This window comes from Nostoc sp. 'Peltigera membranacea cyanobiont' 232 (genome assembly GCF_002245985.1).
Classification (GTDB): Bacteria; Cyanobacteriota; Cyanobacteriia; order Cyanobacteriales; family Nostocaceae; genus Nostoc.
Genome location: NZ_NOLK01000009.1, coordinates 17,617 through 37,513, shown reverse-complemented (window position 1 = coordinate 37,513; position 19,897 = coordinate 17,617). Strand labels below are relative to the sequence as shown.

Below are 19,897 nucleotides of genomic sequence, written 5' to 3'. Positions count from 1 at the left end.
TTATGAGTGTTGATCGACAAAGTTTGATAACCAGTTAAGCAAGTTTAATTTGTGTAAAATGATTTGACGTGCTTCTGCGATCGCATCTTTGGCCGCATACCAAGCATCAGGTGTAGCTGTAACTTCTTTGATGTAGGCAATACCTTTTTCATCTAAACTGGGCAGCCGCAAAAAACTACCTGGTGGCAATAATTTATCAGCAGCCGGGCCACCATAGTAAATTGGTAAACACCACGCAAGTAAACTATCCCAAAGTTTCTCGCTCACATACCAATTATTATCAGCATAATTTTCAATTGCCAAATTGTAATAGTATGGAGCCATGCCATACCATTTGTTACCTAGTTCTCCTGACTTTTTAGCCGATTCTGGTAAGTTGCGCCCATATAAATCAAATTTAATGCCACTAGATTGTAGGGACTGCAAAAAGTCTAAACGCTGGTGATGCTTGGCTGTGCGACTAATTCCTGAAGTAATCCAACTACATGGAGCAACCTTTTGAGGCGGTGGCATTTCATTTAAATCTTGAAATGAATTTGAGTGATACCAAATAGCAGGCATATAGTCAGGAGTGGGAGCAAAATCATCGGGGCCAGAAATGTAGCCGCAATACTTCTGGGCTTGTTGATAATTGTGATTAGTTATTTCGACAATTTCATCTAAAGGCGGTTCCCTTAGCAAATAAATAATTCGCTCTTTGTTGACACCACGCAGTAGAGAATCAACATTTACTACTGATTTCTGGCGCTGTTTGCGAAAACTATCTAACCAAGATTTTTGTGGCGCTGCTTGGGGAAAATCAAATTGATACATCAGTAGAAAATCGGGTTTGGTTGCTAGTGATTGCATTTGCATATTGCCCCAAACTCCAAATTGATGCGGGGTTTGTTGCCACAGCCAATCGGCTCTAGTTTCTAAACCTCGATAGCTGCTAATCATACCTACAGTTTTGATAGTCATTTTAGTTATTAGTTATTTGTCTTCTACATTCTTTTTTATGCGATAACTAGAGGAAGCAGAGATTTATCAACATAACTAAGGATTTTTGCCGCTCGATTTTCCCAAGAAAACTGCTTGACAAACTCGATACTATCTGGATAACCTTCTATTTTTCTGGGATGAGTTTCTAAAACCCGCTTCAGACTTTCGGCAAATTTGCTGGAATTATCTGGCTCACACCAAGCAGTAATAGACTGAGTATCTTGAAACTCAACTAATGAAGGAATTTCCGTCGCTACAATGGGAGTTCCAGAGGCGAAGTAGTCAAATAGCTTTAAGGGAGACGTGAAAGTTGCCGCTTTTCCCGAACAATGAGGGTGAGCTAAAACATCAGCTGCTTGTAGCAAAGATGCTAACTCATTATGCAAGATATAGCCCAAAAATTTAATATTATGAACCTGTTTTTCTGTTACTAATTGCTGATAGTATTCAACTTCTGCTGGCTTACCACCTGCACAGGCAAATTGCACATTAGGCATTTCATTAGCCACATCAATTAGTACATCAATACCTTTAAATTGCTGCAAAGCTCCCGCATAAACTACCAAATATTGGCTTTCGTCTCGCAACAGTTTTTTCCGCCATTCTGCTGCTTTTTCTGGTTGTCTTTCCATAAATAAGCGGTTAAAACCATTGTGCAGCCTAATTACTTTTTCTGGGGGCATCCCATTTTTAATCATACTTTCGCGGATGGTGTCTACAACTGTAACAGCAATTTGCAACAGTGGATTTGTAACAATTTCTAGTTCAAATGGTTTCTCTTCATGGTGGTGGTGTTCATAAATTGCCGGAACGCCATTTCTGATGGCAGCTTTTATAAAGTTCCAGTTGCGACTGTGGACAAGTTTAGTAGTTGGAAGTATATGAAATGGTAAATAATACTTGCTGGCAATGGTGTTAGAGTCAGTAAATTTGCTCCGAAAATGGTCAATCGGCCAAGGCATTGGTAAGGGAGCAACTTTTAATTTGTCATGGAGATTGTAATATTGAACAAGTTCTACTGGTGTTTTTATCGGTTTAAAAGGACGTAATAAATTAACTGGATTACTAGCTTTTGCTCCTTTGTCATGGTATACCAAAACTGTTGAGTATCCCAAATTAGCGGCGGCATTGGCAGCATTTGTAGACTGCACTAGGTGAGCCTCTGGCTGAGGTAATTCTTCACCAACAAAAAAAATGTAGTGCTGTTTTAAAGGAGGATTTTTCATAACTTTAGACATTAATACTATTCTCAAATTTTCCTAAGTCATCGAGCAGATATATAGCCGACTCATAACTTTCAGTAATTAAACTATTTTGTTCTTCTGTGGTGTATGTCAAGTTATCAGCTAGAGACCGGAGAGAGCTAAGTATGAGATTGAGAGAAGTCCGAAACTCAACGGAAATTTGATTAAAAATTTGATAATGTTTACTGATAATATTTTGATTTTGGTCAGAGATTGAGAGCATTTGCCCACTGATTTGCAAATTAATAACATCCTCAAAAACATCAATGGTGTTGAGAATTCTCAAGGCTGATTTATAAGAGTCTTCGATTAATTCATGCCGTTCTTGGGAATCGTCTACTAAATCATCAAGTAATAAGCGTAGAAATCCAATCATTGAGTTCATCTGCGTCCGAATTTCGTGAGAAATGCGGAGCAAACTTTGATTGTGTTTGGTAACAGTTTCAGGACGTTCTGCAAATTGCATGGAGTACAAGCGTGAGTAGTAACCACCCTTTTGTAAAAGTTCGTCATGGGTTCCTACTTCTACTACCTGTCCTTGATCTAATACGGCTATTTGATTGGCTTTTTGGACTGTGGAAAGGCGGTGAGCAATTACTAAGGTGGTGCGATCGCGACTAAGATCGTCAAGTGCAGCTTGTACTAAGCGTTCGGAAACAGTATCTAAAGCGCTAGTGGCTTCATCTAAAATCAGAATTTCGGGATTTTGGAGGAGGGCGCGGGCGATCGCTAATCTTTGCCTTTGTCCACCAGATAACATCACGCCGCGATCGCCAATTAGGGTATCAAATCCTTGAGGCAATTTGCTGATAAACTCATAAGCATTTGCCCGCTTGGCTGCTGTCAGAATTTCATCCTCAGTAGCTTCTGCTCGCCCATAGGCGATGTTATTTTGCACCGAGTCATTAAAAAGAAAGGTATCTTGACTAACAATGCCCATCCGCTTTCGCACGGATATAAGATCGAACTCCCGCAAATCGGTGCCGTCAATGGTAATGCTGCCAGCGATCGGGTCGTAAAATCTGGGCAAAAGGTCTGCCAAAGTGGATTTACCAGCACCAGAACCGCCTACCAATGCTAAGGTTGTACCGCGCGGTAAATATAAATTCACGTCTTTGAGTACCAACTTTTCATGACTAGGGTAGGCAAAGCAAAGAGAATTAAAAGACACTCCCTCTTCTAATTTTGTGTAGGGAAGTTTACCCTTCTCCATGAACGGTTTATCGTGCAGGCTTAAAAATTCATTCGTCACATCTACACTGGCGGCGGTACTGGCAAAGTTGCTGCGAATAGTATTTAACTGAGAAATTAATGGCAGCACTCGCAGCAGCACTAATAAATATGTCAACAGTACGGTAGAAAGAGAAGAAACTTGGTCAGCAAAGAAGGTTTTGCTCAAAAGTACAATCAGCAGTAAAGCTGTAATACCCATCACCTCACTCAGAGGTGTAATCACTTCCGAATTAACCTGAGACTGAAAATCTGCTAATTCGCGATCGCGAATTAATTTTTTAATCCGTTGATATTCTTTTTGTTCATTTCCAGTCGCCTTTACCAGTCGGATTCCGTTCAAAGTTTCCAGTACAGAGACTGAGTATGCTCTAGACATCTCACTAAGCTGTTTGCCAAAAGTTCTCGACCGAGAAATGGCATACTGATTTATTAACGTCACCAATGACAGTAAAAGCGTAGCAGCAATTGTTAACTGCCAAGAAATTGACAGCAATAAAGCGACAAAAACTAAAACTGTGATTACTAGAATAACTATCTTGACCGTACTACCTATAGCACTTGCAGCCCTGCCAATTTCTCCACCAAGACGGTTTATTAAATCACCAACCTTTGTCTTGGCATAATAATCTATATCAATTTCTAGTAATAGCCTTAACCCAGTTTCGCGCATATCAGATGTCAGCTTTCTGGTTAAAGAACTCGATGCTAATGTGCTGGCGTAAGTGGCTAAATTCTTTAAAAGAATTGTGAGTATAATTGCTCCAGCCATTACTCCTATTCGGTAAGGTTCTGGAGTATTATCAAAGGGAGATATCAACCTTTTTAAGATGGGAGGAGCGGTACTTAAATCTACTTCTTGCCCCACAATTTTTAAAACCACTGGCACAATTAAAGCTGTGCTGATCCCATTAAATAAAGCTCCAGAAAATCCTAACAATATTGTCAGCAGAATCAAACCTGGATAGGGTTTAGCGAATCTTAGTAGTAGTTTTCTGGTAGACATTGGATATTTTTATGCCAATTTCACTTATTAATATTATTCACCAATTAATTGCTAAAATAGCTAATTCTCAAATAAATCAAACTAAATAATCTTCATCTCTCAACTCCGTAAAAACACAGCTACACCTATAACACCAGTTTCTAGAAATTTTTCCAGATAAAATACCAGAGATGCTTTGGCACAAAGAGGAAATGAAAATCTCTTTTTAAATGCATCACAACCTATAAATATTCACAACCGAGCAATTACTGACTTAAGCACAGAAGCCATAGCCTCTATGCTATAGTGTTCCACACATCTTTCTCTTGCCTTAATACCTTTCTGATTTGCTGACTCTAAATTCTCAAAAATCAATTGAATTTTTTCAGCAATCTGTTCAGGACAGGCAGGTTCGACTAAATAACCAGTATCACCTAAAATTTTGGGAATATCTCCAACACGTGTTGATAATACAGGTTTAGCCATTGCCATTCCATCTGTCAACTTCAGGGGAAATTGAGCGCGAGTTTCTGGGGTATCTCGCTGGGGAACGACTACAATGTGAGCAGCTGCTACCAAATCAGGCATAACATCAGCTGGATACTTTGGTAATTTGATAATCCAGCGTCCCCATTTTTCTTGAAGTTGTCGATCGTAATCATCATAAGGACTGCCACCGACAATCACTAGTCTTAAGTCTGGTTGATTAATTTTATCGAGTGCTATGAGAACATCTTCTAGACCTTTATAGGGTCTTGGCGCACCAGGAAACATTAAAATACGATATTCAGATAAACCATAACGATTTCTGCTGGACTCAGCATCATATCCAGAGGGATCGAATAAAGCAGTATCTTTACCATTGGGGACAAATGTACCGCCAAAACGCTGCTGCAAAAAGTTAGTATGCACTGTCACAGCATCAGCATGACTTACCAAACCTTCCATCCATTTCACGTACAAAGGATGATAAGGATTCCTGAGTGCGCCGTTTGATTTCAACAAGTCTCTGGCTAATTGTTTGGGTGTAAGACTATAATGCCAGTCGTCGCCACCATACCAACTGAGTTCCCAATCATCTATGTCTAAAATTAACGGGTTGCGGCTAAAGATTTTCTTTAATAAGGCAACTCCAAAACTCGCTATTTGTGGTTTTATTGCATAAATTATATCTCCATTAATTTTTGGTAAAATTTTTTGGATTTCTCCAAAAAAATCTGGAAAGTTTTTGCCTGGTAAATTATAAACGTTTAATTCTAACGGCAAATTACGATATAAGTTCTTTCCAAATAAAAACCCGATAATTTCAACTTCATATTCTAAATTTCTTAGGGCTGTTGCTATCAAGTATGCACGCAAAATAGCTGCACTTGATAAATCAGAAACCAACAGCGATATCTTGGAAAACTTTTTCACTATTTTTTTACTTATTTTTATTTAATTCGCCAAGGATTTGTCACTTGATTCGGTAAAAATACTTTAGCTAATCTGTCAAAAATCCTTGTATACAAGGAACGACTAATATCTTTAGCATATTGAGGTCGATAAGGATAAGTACAGTGAAGAACTTTAATTTTATCCTGAATATCATAAGCATCCTGCCACTTACTGAGATAATTATAGGTAGGTGGTAGGATTTTCATGTAAGGACGGACAGATGCGATCGCAGAAGCAAAAGCCCCTTGATCTTTTAGGAGTAATTTATCTTGGTTATTTTTGACAATCTCAAAATACTGTTTAAATTCTTCAAACAATATCTTGGTTACTTCTGTTTTCCTAAAAGCCATAAAACCGCCATTATACTGCACACTATCTGCTTGTAATGGTAATCCTACTGATTGCAGAATTGGCAAAACATTTGGCAAAAGGTCTTCTTGTTTACCACGTAATAAATTTGTGGCTTTCAAAATAGAAGGTTGAACATCTTCAGTTAGTAAAAAGTCATATTCATCTAAATAGTCAAAGACATCATTGATATCTGAAAGTAAACAAATATCTGAATCTAGGTAAATCGTTTTATCAAACTCAGAAGCTGCATATAGAGCTAGTTTTGCTTGCCGCGATGCTAAAACAGTATTTTCATTTGTAGGTGCTGGCTTTAAAATTACATTTTTGAATGCCTTGAGCAAAGGATAAAGAATTATTGGTACTTGGTCAATTAAAATAATAATCGGCTCTTGATGAAACTTTCTAACCGCCGCTAAAAAATGAATACAATCTTGAAAAGAGTAGAGTCCGGTTAAGATTGTAATAAAACCTCTGGTTTCTGTCTTCATAAATAAAACAAGTTAAATAATTATTACTTTTAATCCTAGCCGAGCTAATTTAATGTGTCCATTCCCAAACACTTTTACTCCAGTCCTCGTTAGGGTAAAAAACTCCTTGCCATTGGTAAAAGTGAACAAAATCTTCGATTTTTAAAGTTTTATTTACATCCCTAATCATATAGAGAGGCCGCTTGCCATAAAATGATGCCCACATGCTATAACTACTCGGTGGGCCAATAATATAATCACATTCCGCCAAAGAATACATATCCTCAATTATATGATTGTTGCCATAAACATAAGATAAATGTTGTAAATAATCTTTCTTTTGCCTCTGATTTGAGCAAATCAAAAATGTCACTTTTTTGTTAGGAAATAGTGCTTTAGCTGATTCCATAACCTTTAAATACTCTTCAAATAAATAAAAATATTTGCCGTTTTGATGTTCTTGGTAATCCCCATGACGGATATGGATTCCAACGATCGCATCAGTCTCGCTACGTATCTGGGATATGAGATTTGCTACATTAAGCTGATACTTATTTAAAGGTTGAAAGTAAGCACGAATTTTTTCTCCATGTTTTTGGAGATTTGAGAGATCGTCTACAAACCATCCATCACGAAACATCCATCCTTGAAAAAAATTTATAGAGCCTGATTTCAACTCTTTTGTAATAATTGAATTATTCCAGCTAAAAGGTTGATCGCGCTTAATATTAATTGTCTTAAACCGGCCACTTTCAGCTAAAAAACGATTAAAATTATAGTAATATTTGCGTAGTAATTTGTTTCCTGGAATTGAAACTACTGGAGGGGGATAGCAAGATAAAAAGTCTTGAGAGGTTGACATAAAAAAATCAGCATACTCTTCAAAAGCTGGGTTTATAACTGTAAAATTATTTTCAATTGCAAATGCTATAAAATTAGCAAATGACAATAATCTATTTCCTAATTGTCCAGATTTTGCAGAAATAACTAACATAAATACAGCCTAGAGAGATTAAAATTAATGATATTGGCTAAAGCTTTCAAAATCCAAAATTATCCATATAAAATTAATTTTAATGAATGAAAGTAAATATATCCAATGAATGAATTTATTTGTATCCTTTTAACAGCAAATTACAAAATAAATATAACTTTGTCTTTGCGGTTATTACCAGAGAAAATTCACTGAGAAATTGCGATTTATTTTGGTTAATTTAAGTGTATTTACTAGAATAATATAGTTGTATATATTATAATTAATAGTAAATTACAGTCATACTGAATAAAGTATAAATACTGGATGTAGTTTGTGCAAGTAGCCTTGTTACTGAATACCAAACATCTGTTTTAAGTAGGTTGGCGTGAATATTTATCATCAGGATTAGGCAGGAGGCACGAGGGAAGAGGGTTTTAGTGTAATTTAATTTTGTCTTTGTCTAACATAGTTTGGTTTTTCCCAGTCGTTCTACTCATAATAGAGGCAGAGGCAATGCAGGTAATCCGTCTGGAAGCACTCTCAGACAACTATATATTCTTAGTACATGACGAGAAACAAAATATCGCGGCTGTTGTCGATCCAGCCGAGTCTCAACCAGTATTAAAGAAACTGGCACAATTAAAAGCTGAGTTGGTAGCAATTTTCAACACCCACCACCATAACGATCATGTGGGTGGTAATAAGCAATTAATCGAACAATTCCCCCAATTGATAGTTTATGGAGGAGCCGAAGATCGTGGGAGAATTCCTGGACAGCAGGTGTTTTTGCAACAAGGCGATCGCGTCCAGTTTGCAGACCGCATAGCTGAAGTTATCTTCGTTCCTGGACATACCCGCGCTCACATCGCTTACTACTTTCCCCCCGAAAAAGCTGGTGAGACAGGCGATTTATTTTGCGGCGATACTTTATTTTCTGGCGGTTGCGGTCGCTTGTTTGAAGGAACACCGACCCAAATGGTAGACTCTTTAAGCAAACTGCGCTCTCTACCTGATAATACACTCATCTGGTGTGCCCACGAATACACGTTGAACAATCTGCAATTTGCTCTAACTGTGGATGGCGACAACGCCGACTTACAAAGACGCTTCAATGAAGTCAAAGCTTACCGTAGTCGAGGAGAAGCTACTATTCCCTCACTGCTGGGAGTGGAGAAGCACACCAATCCCTTTTTGCGTTGGGATCAGCCATCATTACAATCAACTGTTAAGAGTAGCGATGGAGTGCAAACCTTTGCGCGGATACGGGAAATGAAAAATAACTTTTAGAGATTGGGCATTGGGAATTGTTACTCATCTGCTCTCCCCATTCCCCATTCCTTCAATTTTTTAGCGGCAATAGTTGCGATCGCACCCTTCCTTTCGCTACGATCTGTAAGCTTTAGGGTGTAGGCAAAGAAGCTTGGAATACAGCAGTGACATTGTGAGCTATCAAGCCTTACCCAAATTAATCAGATTTTACAGGAAAAACGATGGCGAAACGCGTACAGTTAGTTTTAAATCAGGATATCAGCAAGCTGGGGAAATCTGGCGACTTAGTAGAAGTAGCTCCTGGCTACGCTCGTAATTATCTGATTCCCCAGAAATTGGCAACCAATGCCACTCCTGGTATTCTCAAGCAAGTAGAACGCCGCCGCGAGCAAGAGCGTCAACGGCAATTAGAACTCAGACAACAAGCTCTTGAGCAAAAAGAATCTCTGGAAAAAGTTGGTAGTTTGACAATTGCCAAGCAGGTTGGTGAAAACGAAGCAATTTTTGGTACTATCACCACCCAAGATGTTGCAGATGCAATTAAGGCAGCCACCAGTCAAGAAGTGGATCGGCGTGGAATTACCATCCCTGATATTAACCACCTTGGTACTTATCAAGCCGAAATCAAGCTGCATTCTGATGTAGTAGCACAAGTCGATATTCAAGTCGTCGCTAGTTAACTCAGAAGGGGGACGCAAAGATGAGGGGGATGAGGAAGTGAATAATATTCCTAACTCCTCTAAAGACGCGATTAATCGCGTCTCTAGCAAAATCGTCAAAACTAAAATCGTTTATGGCTGAAGAACTGAATTTTAAAGGCGATGGTAGCGATCGCCTCCCCCCACAAAATATCGAGGCCGAAGAAGCGATTTTGGGGGGTATTTTGCTAGATCCAGAAGCGATTAGTCGAGTTAGCGATCGCCTCCTTCCTGAAGCTTTTTACATTAGCGCTCACAAAGATATTTATCAAGCAGCTGTGAGGCTTCACGCCCAAGGTAAAGCCACAGACTTGCTCTCGGTTACAAGTTGGTTGACTGACCATGACATGCTTGCCCGCATAGGTGGGAGAAATAAATTAGCAACTCTCGTAGACCGCACAGTGTCAGCTGTGAACATTGATGCTTTAGCAGGGTTGGTAATGGACAAATACCTGCGGCGGCGCTTAATTAAAGCTGGCAATGAAATTGTACATCTTGGTTACGAGACAGAAACCGAGTTACCAACCGTTTTAGATCAGGCAGAACAGAAAGTATTCGGCGTGACTCAAGAACGTCCCCAATCGGGTTTAGTTCACATTGCTGATACTCTAATTAATAATTTCCAGGATATTGAAGATAGAAATCAAGGTATTGCCTTACCTGGAATTCCCTGTGGATTTTACGATTTAGATGCCATGACCAGTGGCTTTCAGCGTTCTGATTTGATTATTGTCGCTGCTAGGCCTGCAATGGGAAAGACAAGCTTTTCGATGAACATTGCACAATATATTGCTAATTACGAAATTATTATCAGGCGTGATAACATTGACGAGCGGAAGAAACTAGCAGTTGCTATTTTCAGTTTGGAAATGTCCAAAGAGCAACTGACGCAACGGCTATTAGCTAGCGAAGCGCAAATTGAAAGTAGTTATCTGCGGACTGGTCGCCTCAGTCAAACACAGTGGGAACCTTTAAGCCGTGCTATTGGTATTCTTTCTGAGATGCCGATTTATATTGACGATACGCCGAATATTACAGTTACACAAATGCGTAGTCAGGCAAGAAGACTGCAAGCAGAGCAAGGAACCCTGGGTTTGATCGTAATAGATTACTTGCAATTAATGGAAGGAGCAGGTGATAATCGCGTACAAGAATTATCAAAAATTACCCGTCAACTCAAAGGTTTAGCGCGTGAATTATCTGTACCAATAATTGCCCTATCTCAGTTGAGCCGAGGGGTGGAAGCACGTACTAATAAGCGTCCGATGTTGTCAGATTTGAGAGAAAGTGGAAGTATTGAACAAGATGCCGATTTAGTAATCATGTTGTACCGCGACGAATACTACTCTCCCGATACTCCCGATCGCGGCATTGCAGAAGTAATTATAGCTAAACACCGCAACGGGCCTACAGGGACTGCGAAACTTTTATTTAATCCACAGTTTACAAAGTTTCAAAATTTAAAAATTTAGCTATTGAATTGGGGACTGGGGACTGGGGATTGGGAGCAGAAGATTAAAAGTTAGATTATTTACTTATTCCCAATGTCCAATACCCAATGCCCCATGTCCCAGTTCCTACTTAACTCCCAGCAATTCCACTTCAAAAATTAGAGTTGCATTAGGTGGAATCACGCCACCAGCACCACGAGCGCCATAGCCTAACTCAGATGGGATGATTAACTTACGAAGACCGCCTACTTTAATTGTGCTAACTCCCTCGTCCCAACCTTTAATTACCTGTCCTACGCCAATTTTAAAGCTGAAGGGTTGGCCGCGATCGCGTGAACTATCAAACTTAGTACCATCTTCTAAAGTGCCGACATAGTGAACTTCAACCGTTTGTCCTGGTTGAGGAGTCGCCCCAGTCCCCTCTTTTAACTCAACATATTTTAATCCAGAGGGGGTAGTTACGGCCTTAGCATCAGACATAGTATTACTCGCAATTAAGATATTGTTTTCAGTTACAGTTGTGGCCGCTGGCGGGGTTTGGGTTAACTGAACAGCAATGGCAGTATTCTGTTTACTGCTTACTTGCCCCACAACCAAAAGCACAACACACACCAGCATGAACGCCACGCTGAGGAAAATTGGTTTCAAAATCAGTTCTCCTTACTTAAGTATCCTGGCAAAAAGATTACCAATAGGACACAATTAGTTTAAATCACAAAGGACATCTTAACGCCAAAGCTTATTTTCTAAATCGCGTAATTGACGCTCTAAACGGTCAATTCTACCGCGCAGTTCATCCACTTCCGACTGGCGAGCTACCCCCAAATCTTGCATCATATTTCGCATTTGTCGTTGCATTTGGACATCGAAGTTTCCTTGCTCTGACTTTAACTGCTGGGCAAGATCGTCTATAACTGCCTTGGCTTGCTCAGGATTGAGCTTACCGTCTTTAACTAAGTCATCACTAACTTGGCGCAGTTTTTCCGCTACTAAAGACGTTGTGCCAAGACCCACCATCATTAGCTGTTGCAACCAGTTGCTGTTGTCCATATTCCCTTCCTCTTACTTGTTTCAAACCAGCCGACTCTTGCTCCTGAGTGTAGGCAATCAAGCTATGCTAAAAGCCTAGTTCTTCTAGCCTACATCTCTATTTTGGCAAATTGGCAAACACAGAGATTACAGGGTGTGATTGTAGAACTACTCAAGTTTCAGGATGCCCCAGATTTAAGGGAAAATTTTATCCAGAAGGACGCTTGAAGAGTGCTGAGTTGAAAGACCACCCGCAAGGCGCGAGGCAAACATCTTTGTGCTAAAGGACTGAGTACTTTTTACCTCACTCAGCACAGGCGAAACGCCCCGCTACCACTAACACCACTGAGTAAGGTGAAGCGATCGCACCCAAAAATTATTTGAATCTGACTTGACTTTTTGTTAAATCTGTGAATGCCATTTCTGAAAGGCTATTTCGTAATCCTCTGATTTACTCTGATAAACACCCCACCAATGAAAAAATAGTCCTAACCCCCATCCTAATACTGGAAAAATAGCCCAAAAATAACTAGGACTAGTGATGAAATTCAAGATAATAAGGAATAAATTCACCGCTAAGAATGAAACAAAATGCGTCCAAAAGCCTCTGCGTCGGAAAGTATTAAATGTGTGTAGCGAACGTTCCTCTTCTTGTTCAGCGAACCACTTTTTTTCAGTTGTTTCTAAAATATCAGAAGAAATACCTAATTCCGATGCCATTTCTAGAAGCTGTTCTCGTGAAAACTCACCTTCTTGTTTGCGAGTTAGTGCTATTTCAAGGATTTTTTGTACATCTTCTGAATCGTAAGTCATTTTAATTACCTTATAAGTTTGTGTGTAAATGCGCTTTTTATTTCACGAAGTTTTTGAGAGACTCCGTTCAATTCAGTTAGCGAACGCCTCCACATTTTGCACCCAATACTTAGTGACATTCACAACCTTATTATTTTCTCACAACTGATTTAGAGCTACTGTATTTGTCAATACCTCTATATTGCTTTTATAACGTTAAGCCAAACATTATCTGAAAGTTGAATGCTAGTATTGTCAGAAAATATTGACAATTGTCGAGGTAAAATTCTCGTTTTTAAAGGAGGTTTTTGATACTAACTAAAAACCACAGTATTTGCATCGGATTTGGATGCAATAGACACATAAATTTTAGATAAATAGTTCCAAAACCTTGTTTCAGATAGATTTTAGTTTGTGTAATCCGATGATCCCCACTGTCTCGATTTGGGGAATTAAACACTTAAGTGCAATTCCCACTTATTCATGTGTGTATGTGGTTTTTTGAGCCAATCTATGCGCCTTACGGCTTCAAATATGCGTAAATTTCAGTTTATCGGCCGTAAATTGATGAGTAGAAAGCAGCAAGTGCAACTCACACGTTCTATGAACAATAACATTCTTAACCTAACCGTCTCTCCAGTTGCGATCGCCATTATTGGTGGTGGCTTTAGTGGTTCTCTGGTTGCAGCCAATCTTTTACGCAACGCAACCATACCATTGTCCATCAAGTTGATTGAACGTAATTCTGAAGTTGGTAGAGGAGTTGCTTATGGGACACCAGTAGATTGTCACTTGTTGAATGTACCGGCGGGTAAGATGAGTGCTTATGGCGATGAACCAAATCACTTCCTCAACTGGCTGCATAGGAACGGCTACGAACAAGTAACTCCATCTACTTTTGTTCCGCGTCGGGTTTACGGGGACTATGTACAGGCGACTTTAAAAGCAGCACAACTAAATGCAGCAGCTAATGTGCAGTTAGAGAAGATTGTGGATGAAGCGATCGCCATCGAAACTAAACCCAACAGCACAATCATATATCTGAGTGGCGGTCAATATTTGGATGTGCAAAAGGCGGTGTTAGCGTTGGGCAATTTCCCAGCAATTCTGCCTGCACCGCTTGCCGTTTTAGACAACCGCTATGTCAAAGATGCTTGGTCTGCTGATGCGATCGCTGATTTAAATCCAGAGGATGCTATTTTGTTGGTAGGAACTGGGTTAACAATGGCAGATGCGGTTGTTGCTTTACATCAGCAAGGTTTCCAGGGACAAATTCACACCGTCTCGCGGCACGGATTGATGCCTTGTAGCCACAAATCAACAACTCCTTATCCAGCATTTATTGATGGAGAAACTGCACCAAAAACGGCGCGAGGATTGCTGCATATAGTACGTCAAGAACTGCGCGAAGCCCTTACCCAAGGACACGGTTGGCGGGCGGTAATCGATGCCATTCGCCCAATTATTCCTCAACTTTGGCAAGCAATGCCATTACCAGAACAGAAGCGATTTCTGCGCCATGTCAAAGCTTACTGGGAAGTTCATCGCCATCGGATTGCTGAAGGAATTGCCGAAATACTTGATGCTGCAATGGAGTCTGGTCAACTCAGCCATTACGCAGGTCGGATTCAAAGCTGTCAGGAGTTTGAGAATGGAGTAAATGTGAAAATCTGCGAACGAGGGACGCACGAGGATATTGTTTTGCAAGTTAAGCGAATTGTCAATTGCACCGGCGCAAATTGTGATTACCGCAGATTGCAGCACCCATTGGTTGCTAGCCTCCAAGAACAACGCTTGATCCGTCCTAACAGATTATCAATGGGAATTGACACAGCCTCAAATGGTGCGCTAATCGATGCAGATGGAAATACATCTCAAATGCTGTATACCTTGGGGACACCACGCAAGGGCAATCTTTGGGAAACCACTGCTGTTCCCGAAATTCGTTCTCAGGCGGCAAATTTAGCACAGGAGTTACTAAAATCTCTCAATCCCAAATCCTACGCTACTACTTTCTTGTTGAGGAAACCTGTGATGTTATTTCGTCAACTATTCGATAAAGAATCTAGTACTTATACTTACCTAATTGCCGACCCAGAAAGTAAAACAGCTGTCCTAGTCGATCCTGTGTTGGAACAGGTTGAACGCGATCTTCAAGTGTTACGACAATTAGGGCTGACCCTGCGCTATTGTCTGGAAACCCATATCCATGCTGACCACATCACTGGGACAGATAGCGCTCTTTTATTACTCCGAAAAAATAAAATATTCGTAGGTTGGGTTGAACGAAGTGAAACCCAACAAAACCAGAGATTGTTGGTGTTGGGTTTCGTTCCTCAACCCAACCTACGCCTAAATTCATCAAAGTCCTTAAAAATAAGGGTGGATGATTTTTATCCGACGAGAGTCATAAAAGAGCGATAGATTGAGATCGCTGACGGGTTGCTTGGGGATTGTCCCTGAGAATACAGGGGCTACCTATGCAGATCGCTACATTGCTGATGGGAATATTTTGGAATTGGGGAATGTGCAGATTCAGGCGATCGCTACCCCTGGTCACACTGACAGCCATATAGCATACTTAGTCAACCACACACATCTATTAACTGGAGATGCCCTATTTATCAGGGGTTGCGGTCGTACCGACTTCCAAAACGGCGACGCTGGATCGCTATATGATGCCGTTACTCAGAAGCTATTTACATTACCAGATGACACCTTGGTATATCCCGGTCACGACTACCAAGGACAGACAGTATCCACCATTGGCGAGGAAAAATCCTGGAATCCCCGGTTTGCTGGACGCAGCCGCAACCAGTTCATCGAACTAATGAAAAACCTCAACTTACCCCAACCAAAAAAGATGCCGGAAGTTGTACCCGCAAATCAGCATTGTGGCAGAGTTTTAGTTGCATTGGACTATCAAATTTGAGTGAACTATAGAAACAATAGAGCGATCGCACCTTTTCCATTAAGATTGTGTAGCGATGTCTAACGACAAGTCGCTATGCGTCTACGCTCTATTGTTTTCCGAAAGCGACAAAAAAGAGCTATTCTTTTTAGCTAATTGCCTTCTTTCTCTTCAGGCATATTCCCAATAATCCAGCAGTAACTGCTATTCCTCCAATAGCTGATGGTTCAGGCACAGGTTTTACACTCACACTATCCAAGTATAAAAAACCATAGCTAGCTCTACCACCCAATTTCAACTCTGTAGATGATTTTGTCGCCACAAAATTCAAGTCATATTGTGTGAAGGGATTTCCAGCAGTATTTATACTATTTGTTTTCTCAAAAACTTTACTTTCATCGATAAATGCCTGAAATATATTATCAACTTGACTGCTATCTTCATCTGTTCCTAAAGAGAAACTGAGATTATAGTTACTACCGATAGTCGTAGTCAGATTCTGGGATATGTAAGCAGGATTTACAAATGAACCAATCGCTAAACCTTGATTACCACTTTTGGGAAAATTGCTAATTTTAATTCCTGATGTATCAAACGGATCGCCAGATTTATTCCATCCTGTAATATTGGGATTTGTAGTGTTGGGATTATTAGGATCTACGAGGGGGTCGAGTTCAAATCCTCCGTTAAAAACACGGTCTTGAGGATCTACAACATAGTTGGGATTATATTGTTGTGCTTGTGCTACTGGAATATAAGTACCAGTAATCATAGCAGTGCTGGCTAAGGTAGTGGTAAAACTAAAAACAATAATTGAGAGTTTTTTAGTTAACTTCATGAAAGTTGACTCCAAATAATTCCAAATTCCGACAATTCAAACAAGTTGATAGTTACATTTATGCTGGCTCTAATTGGTGTCAAAAAAATAAACACTTTATCTAGGTTGATAAGAGTTACTATTCACCATAGATAATCTCTCCATAAACCGATGATGGAGTTTTTAATCAGATGAATTGAAGTGGCATTCTCAACACTCTAGAGCCAGATATCGCTTAGGATTTTAAGAGGGTGATTGTTAGCTCGCGCTCTGTGGCTTATTCACTCCCAGGAGCGTCACTCACATACAGAGTTTTGCCCTAGTTGATCTGTAGATTTGAAACTCACATCATCCAAATATAAAAATGCATACTTGACTCTGGAAGCAAACCTGATCTCGGTGGATGTTTCTTTGGCTTGAAAATAAAACGTGTATTGTGTGTAGGGTTGGTGAGAAGTATTATTTTTCGTACAAACCGGCTTTTCACGTATAAAAGCCTGAAATTTATTATCCAGATCGGGTGCTTCCTCTGTTGATCCTAAATAGAAAGTAAGTCGGTAGTATTGATTAACGACTGTAGGGACATTCTGTGATATGTAGCTCAAGTCTGAAAATCCACCAAGCGATAAACCTTGAGTCCCAGTGTTAGCAAAATTGTCAATCCTAGTACCTGATGTATCTATCGGATCGCCATTTTTAATCCATCCTGTAATATTAGGATTTGTAGCATTGGGATTATTAGGATCTACGAGTGGGTCATTTTCAAATCCCCCGTTGGTAATCAGTTCTGCTCCATCTGCTTGTGCTGCTGACTTATAAGTATTGGTTATCACAGCAGTATTAAGGAGAGCAGTAGTCAAACTACAAAAAATAATTGAGAGTTTTTTAGTGAACTTCACAAGACATAACTCCAAATAGTTCAAAATTAACGACAGCGAGGACTCGATTGATTTACTTTGTGGTGATTAAGGCAAGATAAACCCGTAAGTATTTTTGAAGATATTCTGGGCAGTAGTACCACTTAAGTAGGTAGAAAAACTCTGTGCTGTCGATAAAACTGTAGTGTTGGCGAGTATGCCCAGTGGATAGACAATCGGATCGCTCTCTGTTGTTAGGGCAGTTTCTACAACTCTTACCTTGGTAGAAATTGCAGCATCAGTTTTGTAAACGGCACCTGCATCAATAGTTTTACTTACGCCTCCAACTACAAGAGTTTTATTTTCAACAGCAGTTAAGACATTACGCACATTGCTAGCGAGGTATGTTTTAGGACTAACAGTAGTGAAAATACCTCGGCTAGTAAGAACTTGTTTGGCATAATTTCCTGCTGGCACAACTGGCGGAGTACCTGTGTAATCACCTATGGCAATACCAGTAATGTTGGCGTTGGTCAAACCATTGAAGCTAGTTAGAGCAGCACTACCAGCACTAACAGGAGCTGTCGTAGGGGCTATCAAAACTAGACGGTTTTTGACAATGTTCTTACGGCTACCTGAAACCAATTTACTTGGGGTTGCATTCTGCAAGACATCCATTTGGTCGGTGGCAGCAGAAATGAAAATATCTGCTGTTGCTCCTGCTTGTATTTGGCTAAGTAAGGTACCAGAAGCACCAAACGTATAAACAACGTTGACACTTGGGTTAGCACTTTGGTACTGAGTCTTAATGTCATTCATCGCGTTTGTTAAGCTAGAAGCCGCAAACACGTTAAGTGTAGTTGTGGAGTTTGCTGGCGATAAATTGACAAACTGGGAGCCTATTACCAGCATCATGCTGGTGACTGCCGTAGCAATCCAAGCGATAAGTCTTCTTCTGTTCATGAAAGTTATAGTTTAAGATGAAATCCCATCACTCGCATATATCGATACCTGGAAACAAAAAACCAAGCCGGAATTACCCAAAGCGTTTCCGACGATGGAAATTGATAATTTTCCAGTAAGTTTACTTAAACAGAGAGTAAAAGGGATAGAATGATGAGATTGTACCATCAAAGTAGGTATATACCAAATAATTTGGTAAGCAAAGCCTGACATGACAATTGAAATATAAATTCGTAGTTTTCTCAGGTCACTTGCACCAATAAAAATCCTTATTCAATCTAACAATTATCGTAAATTAATTTTATATTTTTACTTCTAGGTACTGAATTTTTACCTTTTCCAATAGGGACAAAAAATAACTATTATTTGTAGTGTATAACCTCTGAAAAAATTGACCAGCCTTCTCCTTCAAAGACGCAAGCGCGAACATCAGAAAAAGTCTCTCCTATATTGTTCGTGTCTCGTATCTCCCCAAGGTAAATAGATATAGAAAACAAGGCTGGCCGTCCGCTTTTTTTGCCCTAATGCACTAGCTAATCGCCTTCTTTTTCTTCAGCCAAATTCCTAGTAATCCTGCAACTGCTACTCCTCCAATAGCTGATGGTTCAGGCACAGCTTTTACACTCACACCATCTAAGTAGAGAAATGCATATTTATCCACATTCCCAAATTTTAACTCTGTGGATAATGCGTCTGCTGTGAAATTGAACTTATATTGCGTGTATGGTTGAAAAGAAATGTTTTTTTGATCAAAAATTTTATTTTCACCTACAAATGTCTGAAATTGATTATCAAGCCAAGGGGCCTCATCTACAGATGCTAAATAGTAACTAAGTTCGTATTTCTGACCAGGTTGTGTAGAAAGCGTCTGTGATATGTAGCTGAGGTTTACAAATCCACCAAGTGATAAGCCCTGATTACCACTATCATGTTGAGGAAAATTGCTAATTTTAGTTAATGATGTATCGATCGGATCGCCAGATTTAATCCAGTCTGTAACATTAGGATTTGTAACGTTGGGATCATTAGGATCTACGAGGGGGTCGAATTCAAAGCTTCCGTTTTTAACGAGTTCTGCCGCTTCTGCTGCTACATTATAAGTATTGGTAATCACAGCAGTGCTAATTAAGGTAGTAGTAACACTTAAAACAATAATTGAGAGTTTTTTAGTTAACTTCACGAAACTTGACTCCTAATAATTTAAATTTTCGACAATTAAGACAAGTTGATATAGCAGTTCTTACTTCAGTGCAATACAGTCTGAACCTTACCCCGTACTTGAGGCACGCAAACACTCCCCTGTGTGATGCTTTGGAGAGGGGTTGGGGGTGAGGTTTAAAAATGTACTTCATGCAAATGAGAACCGCTATAGTTACATCCATGCTGACTCTCAGTAGTGTCAAGAAAGCTAAATGCTTCATCCTAGTTTAGAAGAGTTA

The 19,897-nt window shown here is 39.8% G+C and carries 16 protein-coding genes and 3 pseudogenes; 6 read left to right on the top strand and 13 right to left on the bottom strand.

Annotated features, from left to right (window positions below; all coding sequences use genetic code 11):
• The 6 genes from CDG79_RS04980 to CDG79_RS04955 form a co-directional block, all read right to left on the bottom strand.
• Nucleotides 1-960 (bottom strand): glycosyltransferase family 10 domain-containing protein, encoded by a 960-nt coding sequence (locus tag CDG79_RS04980; RefSeq protein WP_094341145.1) that lies wholly within the window; start codon nt 958-960, stop codon nt 1-3.
• A 35-nt stretch (nt 961-995) separates the two neighbouring features.
• Complete coding sequence (locus CDG79_RS04975) at nt 996-2,207, bottom strand: glycosyltransferase family 4 protein (RefSeq protein WP_094341202.1); 1,212 nt, start codon at nt 2,205-2,207, stop codon at nt 996-998.
• A 4-nt stretch (nt 2,208-2,211) separates the two neighbouring features.
• Entirely contained in the window at nt 2,212-4,461 is a 2,250-nt protein-coding gene (locus CDG79_RS04970) for an ABC transporter ATP-binding protein (RefSeq protein ID WP_094341144.1), read from the bottom strand.
• 231 nt (nt 4,462-4,692) lie between these two features.
• A complete protein-coding gene (locus CDG79_RS04965; protein ID WP_189524884.1) occupies nt 4,693-5,856 on the bottom strand; it encodes a glycosyltransferase family 4 protein in 1,164 nt (387 codons plus the stop codon).
• A gap of 17 nt (nt 5,857-5,873) precedes the next feature.
• Nucleotides 5,874-6,716 (bottom strand): putative nucleotide-diphospho-sugar transferase, encoded by an 843-nt coding sequence (locus CDG79_RS04960; RefSeq protein ID WP_094341142.1) that lies wholly within the window; start codon nt 6,714-6,716, stop codon nt 5,874-5,876.
• A 49-nt stretch (nt 6,717-6,765) separates the two neighbouring features.
• Nucleotides 6,766-7,689: an alpha-1,2-fucosyltransferase gene (locus CDG79_RS04955; RefSeq protein WP_094341141.1), complete on the bottom strand. Its 924-nt coding sequence runs from the start codon at nt 7,687-7,689 to the stop codon at nt 6,766-6,768.
• Nucleotides 7,690-8,184: 495 nt separating this feature from the next.
• Between CDG79_RS04955 and gloB the strand changes: the two genes are divergently transcribed.
• The 3 genes from gloB to dnaB all read left to right on the top strand — a co-directional run bounded on the left by gloB (nt 8,185) and on the right by dnaB (nt 11,110).
• Nucleotides 8,185-8,958 (top strand): hydroxyacylglutathione hydrolase, encoded by a 774-nt coding sequence (gene gloB, locus CDG79_RS04950; protein ID WP_094341140.1) that lies wholly within the window; start codon nt 8,185-8,187, stop codon nt 8,956-8,958.
• 203 nt (nt 8,959-9,161) lie between these two features.
• On the top strand, nt 9,162-9,620 hold the full coding sequence (gene rplI / locus CDG79_RS04945) for a 50S ribosomal protein L9 (protein ID WP_094341139.1): 459 nt from the start codon (nt 9,162-9,164) through the stop codon (nt 9,618-9,620).
• A gap of 113 nt (nt 9,621-9,733) precedes the next feature.
• Nucleotides 9,734-11,110, top strand: a complete 1,377-nt coding sequence (dnaB, locus tag CDG79_RS04940; protein ID WP_094341138.1) for a replicative DNA helicase — start codon at nt 9,734-9,736, stop codon at nt 11,108-11,110.
• Nucleotides 11,111-11,215: 105 nt separating this feature from the next.
• On the opposite strand, the gene CDG79_RS04935 is transcribed toward dnaB, so the two are convergent.
• The 3 genes from CDG79_RS04935 to CDG79_RS04925 all read right to left on the bottom strand — a co-directional run bounded on the left by CDG79_RS04935 (nt 11,216) and on the right by CDG79_RS04925 (nt 12,931).
• Nucleotides 11,216-11,737: an FKBP-type peptidyl-prolyl cis-trans isomerase gene (locus CDG79_RS04935; RefSeq protein WP_189524883.1), complete on the bottom strand. Its 522-nt coding sequence runs from the start codon at nt 11,735-11,737 to the stop codon at nt 11,216-11,218.
• Nucleotides 11,738-11,815: 78 nt separating this feature from the next.
• A complete protein-coding gene (locus CDG79_RS04930) occupies nt 11,816-12,139 on the bottom strand; it encodes a phasin family protein (RefSeq protein ID WP_094341136.1) in 324 nt (107 codons plus the stop codon).
• A 381-nt stretch (nt 12,140-12,520) separates the two neighbouring features.
• Nucleotides 12,521-12,931, bottom strand: coding sequence for a 2TM domain-containing protein (locus CDG79_RS04925; RefSeq protein WP_094341135.1), 411 nt, complete (start codon nt 12,929-12,931; stop codon nt 12,521-12,523).
• A gap of 462 nt (nt 12,932-13,393) precedes the next feature.
• Here CDG79_RS04925 and CDG79_RS45395 point away from each other — a divergent pair.
• The 3 pseudogenes from CDG79_RS45395 to CDG79_RS04915 form a co-directional block, all read left to right on the top strand.
• Nucleotides 13,394-13,993, top strand: a pseudogene (locus CDG79_RS45395) (FAD/NAD(P)-binding protein); the annotation flags it as partial.
• 951 nt (nt 13,994-14,944) lie between these two features.
• Nucleotides 14,945-15,142: pseudogene (locus CDG79_RS45390) on the top strand (MBL fold metallo-hydrolase); the annotation flags it as partial.
• A 190-nt stretch (nt 15,143-15,332) separates the two neighbouring features.
• A pseudogene (locus CDG79_RS04915) lies at nt 15,333-15,842 on the top strand (MBL fold metallo-hydrolase); the annotation flags it as partial.
• A gap of 127 nt (nt 15,843-15,969) precedes the next feature.
• On the opposite strand, the gene CDG79_RS04910 reads toward CDG79_RS04915, so the two are convergent.
• The 4 genes from CDG79_RS04910 to CDG79_RS04895 form a co-directional block, all read right to left on the bottom strand.
• Nucleotides 15,970-16,659 (bottom strand): DUF642 domain-containing protein, encoded by a 690-nt coding sequence (locus CDG79_RS04910; RefSeq protein ID WP_094341134.1) that lies wholly within the window; start codon nt 16,657-16,659, stop codon nt 15,970-15,972.
• Nucleotides 16,660-16,934: 275 nt separating this feature from the next.
• On the bottom strand, nt 16,935-17,537 hold the full coding sequence (locus CDG79_RS04905; protein ID WP_189524882.1) for a DUF642 domain-containing protein: 603 nt from the start codon (nt 17,535-17,537) through the stop codon (nt 16,935-16,937).
• A gap of 66 nt (nt 17,538-17,603) precedes the next feature.
• On the bottom strand, nt 17,604-18,458 hold the full coding sequence (gene modA / locus CDG79_RS04900; protein ID WP_094341132.1) for a molybdate ABC transporter substrate-binding protein: 855 nt from the start codon (nt 18,456-18,458) through the stop codon (nt 17,604-17,606).
• Between the two features lie 529 nt (nt 18,459-18,987).
• Nucleotides 18,988-19,638: a DUF642 domain-containing protein gene (locus tag CDG79_RS04895; RefSeq protein WP_094331198.1), complete on the bottom strand. Its 651-nt coding sequence runs from the start codon at nt 19,636-19,638 to the stop codon at nt 18,988-18,990.
• Between the last annotated feature and the right edge of the window lie 259 nt (nt 19,639-19,897).